This window comes from Rhizobium sp. 05L419, assembly GCF_056397845.1.
On sequence record NZ_JBFTOF010000003.1, the window covers coordinates 21,668 to 35,139 of the forward strand.

The 13,472-nt window shown below is 62.2% G+C and carries 12 protein-coding genes and 1 pseudogene; 3 read left to right on the forward strand and 10 right to left on the reverse strand.

The annotated features are described in order from the left end of the window. Positions 1-41: 41 nt before the first annotated feature. The 4 genes and pseudogenes from AC1DMK_RS04150 to AC1DMK_RS04165 form a co-directional block, all read right to left on the reverse strand. Positions 42-623 (reverse strand): transglycosylase SLT domain-containing protein, encoded by a 582-nt coding sequence (locus tag AC1DMK_RS04150; protein ID WP_037060755.1) that lies wholly within the window; start codon positions 621-623, stop codon positions 42-44. A 58-nt stretch (positions 624-681) separates the two neighbouring features. Next, positions 682-1,097, reverse strand: a pseudogene (locus AC1DMK_RS04155) (dihydrofolate reductase family protein); the annotation flags it as partial. A gap of 40 nt (positions 1,098-1,137) precedes the next feature. After that, positions 1,138-1,944 (reverse strand): TIGR02186 family protein, encoded by an 807-nt coding sequence (locus tag AC1DMK_RS04160; protein WP_037060756.1) that lies wholly within the window; start codon positions 1,942-1,944, stop codon positions 1,138-1,140. Then, complete coding sequence (locus AC1DMK_RS04165) at positions 1,944-2,864, reverse strand: sulfite exporter TauE/SafE family protein (RefSeq protein WP_477857305.1); 921 nt, start codon at positions 2,862-2,864, stop codon at positions 1,944-1,946. The genes AC1DMK_RS04160 and AC1DMK_RS04165 overlap by 1 nt, the downstream gene beginning before the upstream one ends. A 358-nt stretch (positions 2,865-3,222) precedes the next feature. Here AC1DMK_RS04165 and AC1DMK_RS04170 point away from each other — a divergent pair, with 358 nt between their 5' ends. Further along, positions 3,223-3,768, forward strand: a complete 546-nt coding sequence (locus tag AC1DMK_RS04170; protein WP_477857698.1) for a DUF922 domain-containing Zn-dependent protease — start codon at positions 3,223-3,225, stop codon at positions 3,766-3,768. Between the two features lie 32 nt (positions 3,769-3,800). Here AC1DMK_RS04170 and AC1DMK_RS04175 read toward each other — a convergent pair whose 3' ends face one another. Together AC1DMK_RS04175 and AC1DMK_RS04180 are read right to left on the reverse strand one after the other, a co-directional pair. Further along, the gene (locus AC1DMK_RS04175) at positions 3,801-4,436 is read right to left on the reverse strand and encodes a TerC family protein (protein WP_037060967.1); all 636 of its coding nucleotides are present in this window, start codon (positions 4,434-4,436) and stop codon (positions 3,801-3,803) included. A 121-nt stretch (positions 4,437-4,557) separates the two neighbouring features. Continuing rightward, the gene (locus AC1DMK_RS04180; protein WP_037060760.1) at positions 4,558-5,028 is read right to left on the reverse strand and encodes an Rrf2 family transcriptional regulator; all 471 of its coding nucleotides are present in this window, start codon (positions 5,026-5,028) and stop codon (positions 4,558-4,560) included. A 120-nt stretch (positions 5,029-5,148) separates the two neighbouring features. Between AC1DMK_RS04180 and AC1DMK_RS04185 the strand changes: the two genes are divergently transcribed. Next, positions 5,149-6,048 (forward strand): NAD(P)/FAD-dependent oxidoreductase, encoded by a 900-nt coding sequence (locus AC1DMK_RS04185; protein ID WP_477857307.1) that lies wholly within the window; start codon positions 5,149-5,151, stop codon positions 6,046-6,048. Positions 6,049-6,123: 75 nt separating this feature from the next. Here AC1DMK_RS04185 and AC1DMK_RS04190 read toward each other — a convergent pair whose 3' ends face one another. The 3 genes from AC1DMK_RS04190 to AC1DMK_RS04200 form a co-directional block, all read right to left on the reverse strand. Then, complete coding sequence (locus AC1DMK_RS04190) at positions 6,124-9,951, reverse strand: peptidoglycan-binding protein (RefSeq protein WP_477857308.1); 3,828 nt, start codon at positions 9,949-9,951, stop codon at positions 6,124-6,126. Between the two features lie 362 nt (positions 9,952-10,313). Next, the gene (locus tag AC1DMK_RS04195) at positions 10,314-11,015 is read right to left on the reverse strand and encodes an SDR family NAD(P)-dependent oxidoreductase (protein ID WP_477857310.1); all 702 of its coding nucleotides are present in this window, start codon (positions 11,013-11,015) and stop codon (positions 10,314-10,316) included. A 158-nt stretch (positions 11,016-11,173) separates the two neighbouring features. Further along, complete coding sequence (locus AC1DMK_RS04200; RefSeq protein WP_477857312.1) at positions 11,174-11,632, reverse strand: Lrp/AsnC family transcriptional regulator; 459 nt, start codon at positions 11,630-11,632, stop codon at positions 11,174-11,176. A gap of 125 nt (positions 11,633-11,757) precedes the next feature. Between AC1DMK_RS04200 and AC1DMK_RS04205 the strand changes: the two genes are divergently transcribed. Beyond that, positions 11,758-13,041, forward strand: coding sequence for a cystathionine gamma-synthase family protein (locus AC1DMK_RS04205; protein ID WP_477857314.1), 1,284 nt, complete (start codon positions 11,758-11,760; stop codon positions 13,039-13,041). A gap of 16 nt (positions 13,042-13,057) precedes the next feature. Here AC1DMK_RS04205 and AC1DMK_RS04210 read toward each other — a convergent pair whose 3' ends face one another. Further along, a complete protein-coding gene (locus tag AC1DMK_RS04210) occupies positions 13,058-13,429 on the reverse strand; it encodes a hypothetical protein (protein ID WP_037060769.1) in 372 nt (123 codons plus the stop codon). Between the last annotated feature and the right edge of the window lie 43 nt (positions 13,430-13,472).

The window sequence follows — 13,472 nt, forward strand, 5'->3', positions numbered from 1 at the left end:
GCGGAAAGAACCGCCAGCTGCCGTGATAGAACGGATGGGGTTCAGTTGCAGCTTTGCAATTGCTGCTGATAGGACGCCGCCATGTTGGCGAACTTTTGCGCCGTCTTCTGCAACTGCGCGTTCGAGCGCCAGTCGCCGCGCATATAGCCCTTCGGACCGGAGTAGTAGGCGAGATAGAGGCTGTAGGCGTCGTTCAGCTGAATGCCAGTGATCTGGCCGTTTTGGTAGTGATACCAGCCGATGAAATCGATCGCGTCCGAAAAGTTGGTGCGCCGCGCGGCCCAGTTGCCGGTTGCGGATTGATAGTGGTCCCAAGTGCCGTCGAGTGCCTGCGAATACCCATAGGCAGTCGATTGACGCGTCCAGGGAATGAACCCGAAGAGCTTGGTCCGCGGCGGCCGCGCGTTAGGCTGGAAGCCTGACTCGGTGTACATCGTCGCCATCAGGATCGGCACGGGAACGCCGTATTTCTTTTCGCTACGCTCCGCTGCGCGCTCCCAGTTGGTGAACAAGCCGTCGCGCTGCTCGAAGACGGCGCAGATGTTGCGGGTCTGACGGGGCGCCGTGGCGCAGCCGGCAACCAGCGCCAGAAGACCAAGGACGAGGAGAGTACGGATACGCATTACAAGAAACCTCTCGTTTCCGAGAGATGACTAAACCGTAAATCTTAATGGGCGGTTTTTAGACAAAGGCGAACTTGTGTCTATGCTGCGGCAAGAGTCCGGCGGACCGCACGAGGGGTGCTGTCCGCTCGCCTCGTTGCCCTTGCCAGACCGTCTCCTTGACCGGCTCGTAGCGCAGGATCACCGCGCCCTTCTGGGTCACGGTCGAGTCGAGCGGCTTGAGCGGTTGGGCCGCCTTTGCAGGTTTGAAATGCGGATTTTCGCCGCCGAGGATGACGGGGACGAGGCAGAGGCGGATTTCATCGATCAGCCCCTCCTTGAGCAAGGATCCACGAGTTCGGCACTGCCGAAGATGAAGATCGGCCTGCCGTTTTCGGCCTTCAGTGTGTTGAATTCCGAGATGGGGTCGTTGACGATGCGGGTGTTGCAGCTGCCGCCCGGCACCCCGTCAGTGCTCCTGCGCCTGACGGAGGCCCATCTCGATGTTGTCGCCAGCAAGAAGAAATCGGCCTGATCAATCCTTGCGGAAGACCACGCTGGCCCCCCAGCCGGTCACGAGCGCCAGGAGCACGGAAAACATGCCATAGGCGATCGGCTGCTCATGCGCCGCATCGGTGATGGTCTGCTCGATCCCCGTCTTGATGACGCGCAGCGGCACCGATTTCTCGGCAACGAAGGTGCCGCTCTTGAAGAGATAGGCCCGGACGATATGAACGCCGTTCGGAATATTCGCCGGCAGTCGCAGGCTCGCCTTGAAGAGGTTGGAGCTGACGAACCGCACGCCGGTCGGATCCCGGTCGTAGAGACCGCCCCTTTCCTGCAGTCTGCGGAAAGCCTCCCGGAACTCGCCGAGATTACTGGCATTGCCGACGAAGCCGACGGGCGTCAGTGGAATGTGGTCGATGCCGATCCCCTGATCCGTGAGGTCGAGAGGCGTGGTCAGATCGTCGAGCATCCGCGAACTCGACATCGAATAGGAATGCGGCACGGCCTCGAAGGTCATCGATCGCGTGTTGATCCAGATTCCGAAGACGCGTTCCTTCTTGCGCACGGTCGCGTCCTCACGGGGGCCTTCCAGCACCACGATGACATCATATTGCCCGATGGCGAGGAGTAGGCTGTCGGTATTGGTCACCGCGCCGAAGACCGTCAGATCCGCACCGTGGAAATCGGAGGTGATGGCGATCTCGCTGGTTGACGTGCCGATCTCCAGCCCTTCGGCGACGGTCTGCGACGTTGGGCCCGGGAGCATCATCTGTGCGCCGGCGCTATCCGGCGACAGGAGGAGGGGCAGGAACAGGGCGAGCAGGACGGTGCGCATCAGTTGCCTCCCATGACCACGGAATAGATATCCGCAGGCGTCAYAACCAGCGCTACGGCCAGGCGAAGGCCGACTGCCAGCACCAAAAGCCCGAGCAGCGCACGCAGCTGTTCGCCGCGCAGCTTCTGCCCGACGCGCACGCCGTACTGGGCGCCGATCACGCCGGCGATCATCAGGATGAAGGCAAGCACGATGTCGACCGAAAAGTTGGTGGCAGCCTGGACGACCGTCGTATAGGCCGTCACGAAGATGATCTGGAACAGCGACGTTCCGACAACGACGTTCGTCGGAATGCGCAGAAGGTAGATCATCGCCGGCACCATGATGAAGCCGCCGCCGACGCCCATGACCGATGTCAGGATGCCGATCCCGAAGCCAAGCGCCACGATCGGAATGACGCTGAGGAAGATCTTCGATTTCTTGAACCGCATCTTCAGCGGCAGGCGATGGACCCAGTGGTGATGGCCAGGCTTGCGGGCTGCCGGCGGGACGTTCTTTGACGCKCGGCGCATCGCGTTCACGCTTTCGAGCAGCATCAGGCCGCCGACGGTGCCGAGGAACACGACGTATAGCAGCGAAATGAACAGATCGAGCTGGCCGAGGCGTCGCAGCAGCGAAAAGATCCAGATCCCCACCGTAGCGCCCGAAAGGCCGCCTACAAGCAGCACCGACCCCAGTTTCACGTCGAGCGTGCCACGCCGGAAATGGGTGATGGCGCCTGATATGGAGGATGCAACCACCTGGTTTGCGCCCGTGGCGACGGCAACAACCGGCGGAATGTTGTAAAAGATCAGCAGCGGTGTGATCAGAAAGCCCCCGCCCACGCCGAACATGCCGGACAGGAAGCCGACGGCCGCACCCATGCCGAGAATGATGAAAATGTTCACCGACAATTCTGCGATAGGCAGATAGATTGTCACAGCCGACCCCGATTTGCGAGCTGCCCGGCGGGCAGGCGCGTTCCCACGTCCCGTTCGAATAGGGCACGATACGGCGAAATCATTGCCATAGGCTTTCGATCAGCGACATGTCACCCTCTAAACATCCATGGATTATGAATAATCGGGCTTTTTTCAGGCTCTGTGACAATCGGGCGACGTTGGGCGCTGTTGTTTCACGGTGAGACAGGTCATAGCAGAAGCAGACAGGAGTTGCGCGCGATTGAAAGCTAAGCATCTGACGCCTAGACTGGAAGGCGACGACGTGTTTTGCGGGGGTTATGTGAGGTCAGGCGTTCGGGTTTTTCTGCTGGGGTTCTCGCTCGCGTCAGCGCCCGCCATGGCGTTCGCGCAGTGGCAGGCGATCGAGGAGGTACGGACCTATCCAGTCGCGGGCAGCTCGGGTTCCGAGCTCTATCGTTCGATCGGCGAAAACGGGCCACTGGTAGGCGGAGCGCAGGCCCGCGTCATTGCCCATACCACCTTCAAGCTGACCTGGACCCGGAAGTACGAGCCGCAGAACAACGCCTGCGTCCTCGTCTCCGCCAAGCCGAAGCTCGTGATCTTCTACACGCTGCCCAAGCCGTCCGCTCCTCTGGTCGCGCCGGTAAAGGACAGCTGGGACGCGTTCCTCGATGGTGTCCGAAAGCACGAGAAGGTTCACGGCGAGACCATAGTCGACATGGTGCGGCAAATCGAGGCCATGAGCGTCGGACTGTCCGCGCCCGACGATCCCGATTGCCGCAAGATCAGGGTGGATCTGACGAAACACCTCGGCGAGCTGTCCGCAAGGCAGCGCCAGCTCGGCCGCGATTTCGACCGAACCGAAATGAGTGACGGCGGAAACATCCGGGCGCTCATTCTGAAGCTTGTGAACGGCCCCTGACGGCAAATGCCGCGGCGCCGTCGCTCTAGTTGTCAGCCCATTGCCGCGACGACTGGCGCTACGTGGGGCCACACTTCTACCGCGCCGCGATAGATCATGTGGAGGGCGACATAAAGGATGATCGCGAGACCGACATAGGCAATCCAGTGGTAGCGGTTCAGCAATCGGGCGATGAAGTTGGCGGCGATACCCATCATGGCGATCGAAAGAACGAGGCCGATGACAAGGATGGTCGGATGCTCGCGGGCAGCACCCGCAACGGCAAGCACGTTGTCGAGCGACATGGAGACGTCGGCCACGACAATCTGGGTGGCCGCCTGCAGGAAGGTCTTTTTTGGCGCCTGGGAGCCGTTCGCATTCGCGCCTTCGGCATCGGCGGCTTGGCCGGCTCGAAGCTCGCGCCACATCTTCCAGCAGACCCAGAGCAACAGAATGCCGCCCGCAAGCAGCAGGCCGATGATCTCCAAAAGCTGCACCGTGACGGTTGCGAGCGCGATGCGCAGAACGGTGGCCGCAATAATGCCGACCAGAATGGCTTTCTTCCGCTGTTCCGGCGCTAGGCCCGCTGCCGCAAGGCCGATAACCACAGCATTGTCGCCGGCCAGAACCAGGTCGATGAGAATGACCTGCAAAAGCGCCACCAATCCGGCAGACGTGAAAATTTCCATCATGCGATAATGTCCTTACCCTACGCGAAGCGCCTCCCCGGCGTCACCAACGCTTAAAGGATGGTTCGCCAATGGATCAAGTGCCGGTGAGCAGCTTCCGACAAAGATCGGTGTCTGGTGCTTAGATTTCGGCCGGGCCGGAGTGTTCCGCATGAACATTGCATTTGTGTCCGGGCAGGCGACGGTCGAAATCCACGGCGATCTCGGCCACGGTCACCGAACGGAAGCGTTCGAGCAACAGCGCCTCCGCTGCGCGCAACGCGTCATCGAGTTTTGCATCGACGGCCTGTTCCACAAGACAGTCGGGCTGATCGGCCGACGGCCCGATGGCAAAGAGCGGCGGCTCGCCGATTGCCTGATAGATGTCGTACAGAGTGATTTCATCGAGGCCGCGGGCCAGCTCCCAGCCGCCGCCGTGGCCCTGCTCGGAGCGAACGTAGCCCTGCTGCCTAAGGCCAGCCATGGTTCGCCGAACGACGACCGCATTCGTGCCGAGCATCTTCGAAATCGTCTCCGAGGTTGCGCGCTTGTAGTGGCGATCCATGTGGATCAGCACATGCAGCATGCGTGATAGGCGACTGTCCCGTCTCATCGGCCTTGCTCCTTGTCTCTCGTCAATCTAGTCGCAGACGCGATCTGTAACAAGATAGGTTACGTGTATTGACGATTTCCTGATCTGTAACATATGAAGATGCGGAAACAGGAGCATGTCATGTCTTACGATGTTATTGTCATAGGCGGCAGTTTTGCCGGCCAATCTGCGGCCATGCAGTTGGCGCGCGCGCGTCGCAGGGTTCTGGTTGTCGACGGCGGCAAGCCGCGCAATCGCTTTGCGGAGACCTCGCACGGCTTTCTCTGCCAGGATGGAAAGGCGCCGGCGACGATCATCGACGAAGCGTCGCGCCAGCTTGCGGCCTATCCCACTGTCACCCAGATGCAGGGAGAGGCTGTTCAGGCACGCCGGGTCAAGAACCAATTCAGCATCAGCCTTGCCGACGGTCGGCAGACGCTTGCCGCCCGCGTTGTGCTTGCAATAGGCGTTCGCGACGAATTGCCTGACATCGCTGGAATTGAAAAGCGCTGGGGCAAGAGCGTCCTGCATTGCCCCTATTGCCATGGCTATGAAGTCGCCGATCGTCCGCTCGGCGTGCTGGCGCGCGGCCAGACGTCGGTCCACCAGGCGCAGATGATTCCGGACTGGGGGCCGACCTCCTATTTCACCCAGGGACGTTTCGAGCCCGATGCGGAGCAAGCGACGCAGCTGACGGCACGTGGGGTGACCATTGTCCGCAGCGCCATCGTCGAACTCCGCGGCAATACCCCCGACCTGGAAGCGGTTCTTCTGAAGGATGGGACGATCGTGCCGCTCGGTGCGCTATTTGTCGCGCCGAAGACACATATCGCGAGCCCGCTGGCCGAACAGCTCGGTTGCGCCCTTGATGATGGCCCGACCGGCCCGATCATTCGGGTCGATGCCCTACAGCAGACGACGGTCGCGGGCGTATTCGCCGCCGGTGATGCAGCCATGCCGATGGCAAATGCCACGCTCGCATCGGCAGCGGGTGTCATGGCAGGTGTGGCGGCGCACAGATCGCTGTTCATGCCGATTTAACGCCCGTGTTCGAAGCCAGGAGCGCCAAAGCCCCCGGCAGATGCGTGTCTGCCGGGGGTGCATCGTTCTCGTCAATCAGGCTTTCGTCGCCGGTACCTTGTTGCGCTCGAGGAGCGCCTTTACGGTGTCGTCGTTGATCTTGCCGCTGGGATCCTGGCCGATGGACTTCTGGAAGCTCTTGATGGCGGCAACCGTCTTTGCGCCCAACTCGCCGTCCGGCTGACCCGCGTCGAAGCCGTTGTTGTTCAGGATCGCCTGTATGTTGCGGATCGCCCGCTTCATGTCGACAGTCGATGTCTTCGTGGCGACGCCGGCCCATTCGTCGGGCACGTCGATCGCATTTGCCTTATTGTCCATCGGCGCGACCTTCCAGAGGTCGGCCTTGGCGCGTGCCTTTTCGAGCAGATCGGGTTTCATGGCGTTCGCAACTTCGTCACGCTTCTGGGAGGCATCCTTGTCACCACCCTTGGCCGCGATCGCGAACCACTTGTAGGATTCCGTCAGATCCTTCGCCACGCCGTTGCCGCGGGCGTAGAGGATCGCCAGGTTGAACTGGCTGTCGGTGATACCGAGGTTGGCCGCCTTGGTAAACCAGTTAGCAGCCGACGTGTAGTCCTGTTGGCCGAGCGCGCCGGAGGCGTAGAGGACCGCGAGGTTGTGCATGGCGCTGGCGTTGCCCTGATTGGCAGCCTGCTCGTAGTACTGCTTGGCCTTGTCGATGTCGCGCGGGACGCCGATGCCCTTCTCATAGATGCTGCCGACACGGTATTCGGCCGGCGCAAAGCCCTTGTCGGCTGAGAGTTGGTACCAGGTCGCAGCCTCCTTCGGGTCTGCGGACAGGCCGGCACGGCCATCACTGTAGCGCGCGCCAATTTCAAACAGCGCCACCGGATCGCCGCTCCTTGCCGCATCGGCAAGCGACTTCGGCTGAACTGCATCCGGAACCGCGATCGCAGGTGCAGCCGTCGGCGCTGCCATTGCGGCTGCTGTCGGGGCGCTGTCTTTCGAGACGAAACCGGAGGCATCCTGCGAAGCGCCGGCGGGGGCGAGCGACGTGGCATCTTCGCCGCCCAGCGGGGCTGGTTCGGTCAGGTGCTCGGCTGCGGCAGGTGGAGACGGCTGCGTCGAGGCGGCAGCCGGCGGTGGCGGCATGTCGGCAGCCGGAGCTTCGGGGGCAGTGGCGGCCGGAACCGGCGCCATGCTCGGCTCAGGCGCGGTCTCGCTGTCTGCAGGAAGCTGCTGGTTGCCCGTGTCGGTCAACGTCGCGACTTCCAGGGAAGGAGCCGGTGCGCCGCTCGTAAGGGTGCGAGCCAACGGGAAGGCCATGATCGCGAGAAGCACGGCGCCGACCGCGAGCAGGATCGGGCGGCGGAAGCGGGAGAACGCGCTGCCTTTCGCCGAATCCTTGATCTTCGCTTTCTTCTCGCCTTTTTGGGCGCCGGATTTTGCGCCCATGTCCACTTCCATGGCCGCGGCCTGTGCGGCGCGACGTGCGGCGGCGATGTAGTCGGCGCGGTCCGTATCGGTTGCGGGCTTCGGATTGGTCCGGGCGGCATTCTGGCTTGCACGGACGCGCTCAAGGATCTTCTTGACGTCGGGCGCGCCGGAACCGGGCTCCAGCGGTTCGTTTGCAGCTTCCGGCGGCATCACATCGATCGGGTCGATTGACGGCGCAGGATGGATGATCGTGCGTTCGCTCGCCTTGGCTCTCTTGCTCGGCAGCAGGCGCTTGCCGAGGCTGACGAGAAGGCTTCCCTTTGCCTGCGCCATGGCTGGTGCAGGCTTGGTCGCCGCCTCGATGGCCAGCGCGCTCGTCTCGGTCGCGGTCAATGCGGGCGCATCGTGGCCGACGTCGTGGTGGAGCATCGTCGGTGCCCCACGCGTGCCGAATACGGCGGGTTTGTCCGCCTCCTCGGTGCCTGCCGGGATCAGCGAATAGGGATCGACATTGAAATCGACATGAGCTGCGGGCATTCGTGGGGCCGGCCCGGCGCTACGATGTTCCATGTCGTCGAGCCTGTCGGCAATCTGGACAAGGGTTTCGTGCAGCGCCTGGAAGGTCTTGTGCGTGCGCTCCTCGCTGCTGCGGCTGAGATCTTCGAGGTGACGCAGATCGCCGGCGAGCGCATTGAGGGCAGAGATGTCGGCGGATGGGGCGCCGCCCCGCATGCTGCCGTGGCGCACATAGGCTTCCACGACAGCCTCGGCTGCCTGACGGGCCGCTTCGACGATATAGTCGTCGCTTGTCGCCAGATGGTCTTCGATCGCGCCCATGCGGCGGTCGAAATCGGCCGGAATTTCGGCACCCGGCCGCGGTTCGCTCATCAGCGCCGAAAGATGGGAGATCTGATCTTCGAGATTGCGCAGAGCCGCAGAATCCGTTGCCGGTGCGGCAGCGCTCTCGTCGAGGCGCGCGGCGATGTCGCTGAGCCGACCTTCTATCCGTCGAAAGGCCCCATCATCGATCGGCGCAGAAAGTGGCTGAAGTGGCTGGAACTCCATTTCGTCGATGCGGCGGGCAAGATAGTCCAGGCGCTGTGCGAGCACATCGTTGACCGCGCCGCTTTCGAGCGCATCGATCTTGCGGGAGATATCGGCAAGCGCGCCGGTCAGCTCAGGCTGCGGTGCCGCTCGCTGGCTCTTCTCGAGCATGAATGAGAGGTGTTCCAGTCGCTCGTCCAGCCGGGAGGTTGCCTCGACATTGGCGAGTTCCTCGACGCGTGCCGTGAGTGCTTCCAGACGATCGGCTAGATCGTCGGCGGGGGCGCTGCGGCTGGCCACGCTGTGACCCATCAGTTCTATCTGTTCCGCAAGGCCGTTCAACCGGCCTTCGAGACGGTGCATCAAGGCCGGGTCGCTGCCGGTGGCTGCGCGGCCGGTGGCGGCAATCGCCCGGCTGATCTCGTCCAGACGGCTGTCCACGGCGGCGAACTGCTCGGACATCGCCCGGTCATGCGGCTGGATCATGCTGCCGAACTGCTCCATCGCCGTCGCAATGGAGATCAGCTTGTCTTCGAGCGCACGCACGGCGGGGCTCTCGCCCATGCCGCCGATGTGGCGCTTGATATCGTCGAGACGGTAGGCAAGAGCCACCAGTTCTTCCTGCAGGCCAGCCGTGTCCAGCGCATGCAGCTGCGTTTCAAAGCCGTCCCAACGGTCTTCCATGTGACGCAGCGAATCCTCGCGCGCCAGCCCGTCCATCAGGGAACGCAGTTCCTCAAACTCGCCCCGCAGGCCGTGGGCGTCCACAGTATCCGAACGACCTGCGAGCTGATTGATGCTTTCAGCAAGCCGACCCATGTCGGCGTGGATGTCATTGGCGAAATGCCCGCCCGCAGCGCTTGTGGTAATCTCGCGCAACTCGCTGCGCAGCGCGTTCATTTCACGGGTGACGCCTTCGGAGATGTCGCGCTTCAGATCCTGCCGCAGGTTGACGAGCGCCTGCGCGATTTCGGTCATCGTATCTTCGGACGCGCGGTGGGCGGCGGCCGGCGCTGCCGGCTGCGGCATCGGGGCGCGGGGCGCGGGGAGATGGCGCTCGAGAGCGGGAGCCGGGGCGTGAACAGGTGTTGATTGCCGCTGAAACTCACTCCGCTCGCGGGTCGGATAAGGTGCTTGCTCACGTACTGGCGGATGTTCGCGGCCTGCATCGATCATGCGCTGGCGTTGACGAATTTCCGCCAGCGGATCGGGTCGTGGCTCGGCGGCGGCGTAAGGCGCGCGCAGGGCGTAAGGATCGGACAAAGCCTCGCGGTCGGGCGTTGCCGCGCGGGGCCGCTGGTCGCGGGCGCTATTGCCGATCAGGCCCTCGATTCGAGCCTCGAGCCCTTCGATCGTGCGGTTCAGCGCATCGAGCGAGGCTCTGTCGGAATGCCGTGGGGAATGTGATCGCGATCCGTTCATCTTCTTGCTCGCTTCGACTGTCCGAACCCTCGTCAGGGTCGATCATTGGGCTTTTCCGTCAGCGCCCGCACCGGAGTGCGAACCAGAGAGTGCCGTTCATGAGGAGGTATTCAATTAGACTTTCCTCAAACTGTACGACTTAGCGGCATCCATAAGACGCGAGACTTGAAACACAGAATGCAAGCCGCCATTGCTCAACAAGCACCTTTCACGAAACGTGGTAAACAACCCGTTAATTCGCGTGAGATTTTTCTAATTTTTGATGAATTTCGGCCGGTTTCTGCACCGAAATCGGCCGCAGAGAATCCGCGCGCGATCACAGCGCGCGCCGATGTCACGCGGGCAGGAATGTTGAGCAGCGATCAGAAGGATTCCGTCCACGACCGCAACTCTATCTCCTGCGACCAGGCGCTTCGGTGCTGCTGCAGAACGTCGATGTAGCTCTGCGCGATCGCCTCTGGATCGAGCATGCCGTCAGGCTTGTCCGGACTTTCCGGTCGTATCGAGGATCGGATTGCGCCGTCGATGACGAAGTGTGCGACGTGAATGCCTTTCGGTCCGAGCTCGCGGGCCGCGCTTTGGGCAAGGCCGCGAAGTGCGAATTTGCCCATCGCAAAGGCTGCGGATTGCGAAAATCCCTTGATGCTCGCCGTGGCGCCGGTAAACAGGATCGCACCCCGGCCGCGCCGGAGCATACGTCTCGCCGCCTGCTGGCCTACCAGGAACCCACCGAACGCGCTGACCGCGATTGCCCGTTGGACCTCCTCAGGATCGAGCTCGGTCAAGGGGCCGCGTACCCGACCGCTGGCGTTGTAGATGACGACTTCGGGATCGCCGATAACGTCGGCGACATTATCGAAGAGCGCGGCGATGGATGCCGGCTGTGCCGCGTCGGCGGCAAAGACCTTCGCGCCCGTCTCGTTCGCCACCCCCTTCAGCTTGTCGATGCTGCGTGCCGCCAGCGCGACCTTGACGCCACGCGCCGAGAGTTGCCGGGCGAGTGAAGTGCTGATGCCGGGGCCGGCCCCGACGATGAGTGCTGTGCCATAGGGAAAATCGGTCATGAACATCTCCTCCGGATCGATACATCTCAAAACTAGGGATTGGGAGGACGCGGAACCACCAGAGGCGCAAAAGAATTCGGAGGCGGAATCGATGGAGACGGCGGCCGAGCCCGCTGCGTTGCCCGCCGGACAAAGGACCGCAGGCTGAGCCGCGGTGGCTAGACCCGTCGCGCCTTGATCGAGTTCATCACGAAGCTGGTCTCGATCGTATCGACGCATTTGAGGCGGGCGATCTTCTCCTTGATGAAGCGCTCGTATTGCTCGAGACCGGCGCTCATGACCTTCAGCACGTAGTCGCGCGACCCGGTGACGAGATGGCACTCCAGAACCTCGTCCCATTCGCGCACCGCATTTTCGAACATCTGGATCTCGTCCTCATGCTGGCGGCTGAGACGGATGGAGGCGAGCGCTGTCATCGTCCAGCCTTCGATCGCCGGATCGATGACGGCGGTGTATCCCTGAATGATATCAGCCTCTTCCAGTCGCCGAAGCCGGCGGAGACAGGCCGAAGCCGACAATCCCACACGCTCGGCGAGCTCGTTGTTCGCGACGCGGGCGTCGCTCATCAGCACTTTCAGGATCTTTCTATCCATATCGTCTGCAATCTTCTGCGTCATAAACCTTCATTCTCCGCAATAAGTTGCTTCATAGGGCTTGGCCGCGTGGCAAATAGCAAGAACTGTTGTCGGATTTTGATATAATTTGCGGGCCTCATCCGTATCCATCCAGGCAGGAGACGACAATGACCGCGCCACATCCCTCCAAAACCCATATCGGCAACCACGCCTTGCATCCCGAAACGCTGATGCTGAACTACGGCTACGATCCCGAATTGTCGGAAGGCGCTGTCAAGCCGCCGGTGTTCCTGACCTCGACCTTCGTGTTCAAATCCGCCGAGGACGGGCGCGATTTCTTCGACTATGTCTCGGGGCGCAAGGAGCCGCCCGAAGGCAAGGGCGCGGGTCTCGTCTATTCCCGTTTCAATCATCCGAACAGTGAGATCGTCGAGGATCGCCTCGCCGTCTACGAGCGGACCGAAAGCTGCGTGCTCTTCTCCTCCGGCATGTCGGCAATTGCCACGACCCTGCTTGCCTTCGTCCGCCCCGGCGACGCCGTTCTGCACTCGCAGCCGCTTTACGGCGGCACCGAGACGCTGCTTGCGAAGACCTTTCTCAATCTCGGCGTCAAGGCTGTCGGCTTTGCCGATGGCGTGAGCGAGACATCGGTGCAGGCGGCTGCGGAAGAGGCCATGGCAAAGGGGCGCGTGTCGGTGATCCTCATCGAAACACCCGCCAACCCGACAAACAGCCTCGTCGATGTCGCGATGATCCGCCGGGTCGCCGATGCGATCGGCAGGAAGCAGGGACATACGCCGATCATTGCTTGCGACAACACGCTGCTTGGCCCGGTCTTCCAGCGGCCGATCGAGCACGGTGCCGACATTTCGCTGTATTCCTTGACAAAGTACGTGGGCGGTCATTCGGATCTGATTGCCGGCGCCGCAATGGGTCCCAAGGCTGTGATGAAGCAGGTAAAGGCGCTGCGCGGGGCGATCGGCACGCAGCTCGATCCGCATTCGTGCTGGATGCTCGGCCGCTCGTTGGAAACGCTGCAGATCCGCATGGAACGGGCAAACAGCAATGCGCTCGCCGTCGCGGATTTCCTGCGGGCTCATCCGAAAGTCGAGGCGATCCACTATCTGCCATACCATGATGCCGCTTCGCCGCTCGGGCGAACGTTCGCGACACAGTGCACGGGTGCCGGGTCGACCTTTTCCTTCGACATCAAGGGCGGGCAGCCGGCATCATTCAAATTCCTGAACGCGCTTCAGATCTTCAAGCTCGCAGTCAGCCTCGGCGGCACCGAATCGCTTGCGAGCCATCCCGCGACGATGACGCATTCCGGCGTGCCTTCGGACGTCCGCCAGCGCATCGGCGTGCTGGAATCGACCATCCGCCTGTCGATCGGCATCGAGCATCCGGATGATCTCATTGCCGATCTGACGCAGGCGCTCGACGCGGCGTGAAGTTTGCGGCGGCGGTTTAGGCCGCCGCCGTCTCCTGGACGTCGTCGAGCAGGAAATGCACCGTCACGTACTTCGTCGTGTAGTGACGCCCGCTGTCGGCGACATTGTCGACGCTGCCGCCATCGGCTGGATGCCAGCGGTGATAATGCGGGTTTGTGGTGATCAGGGTTATGGCCTTGCCCGCGAGCTTGCCGCCGAGCCGGTAACGCATCTCCGCGAGCGGCCAGATGCGTTCATAGTCCTCCATCGGCATGCTGACCTTCAGGGCCTTGCGGCTGACCGCTTCGGTGCGCGATCCGTCCTCATGCTCGATCGCCGGCAGGTCGAATGTGACCTCTTCTGCGCCGTTCAGGATGGAGTTGAACTCTTCAGGCCACGTCCGTCTCATGAAATCGCTCCTCCCAAGCTTTTTCGTCGGTTAGCCAGCAAAA

Coding starts and splice junctions, on each gene's coding strand:
- AC1DMK_RS04150 (WP_037060755.1), bottom strand. CDS start 623: ATGCGTATCCGTACTCTCCTCGTCCTTGGTCTTCTGGCGCTGGTTGCC.
- AC1DMK_RS04160 (WP_037060756.1), bottom strand. CDS start 1,944: ATGCGCACCGTCCTGCTCGCCCTGTTCCTGCCCCTCCTCCTGTCGCCG.
- AC1DMK_RS04170 (WP_477857698.1), top strand. CDS start 3,223: ATGGCGTTCGCGCAGTGGCAGGCGATCGAGGAGGTACGGACCTATCCA.
- AC1DMK_RS04175 (WP_037060967.1), bottom strand. CDS start 4,436: ATGGAAATTTTCACGTCTGCCGGATTGGTGGCGCTTTTGCAGGTCATT.
- AC1DMK_RS04180 (WP_037060760.1), bottom strand. CDS start 5,028: ATGAGACGGGACAGTCGCCTATCACGCATGCTGCATGTGCTGATCCAC.
- AC1DMK_RS04185 (WP_477857307.1), top strand. CDS start 5,149: ATGTCTTACGATGTTATTGTCATAGGCGGCAGTTTTGCCGGCCAATCT.
- AC1DMK_RS04190 (WP_477857308.1), bottom strand. CDS start 9,951: ATGAACGGATCGCGATCACATTCCCCACGGCATTCCGACAGAGCCTCG.
- AC1DMK_RS04195 (WP_477857310.1), bottom strand. CDS start 11,015: ATGACCGATTTTCCCTATGGCACAGCACTCATCGTCGGGGCCGGCCCC.
- AC1DMK_RS04200 (WP_477857312.1), bottom strand. CDS start 11,632: ATGACGCAGAAGATTGCAGACGATATGGATAGAAAGATCCTGAAAGTG.
- AC1DMK_RS04205 (WP_477857314.1), top strand. CDS start 11,758: ATGACCGCGCCACATCCCTCCAAAACCCATATCGGCAACCACGCCTTG.
- AC1DMK_RS04210 (WP_037060769.1), bottom strand. CDS start 13,429: ATGAGACGGACGTGGCCTGAAGAGTTCAACTCCATCCTGAACGGCGCA.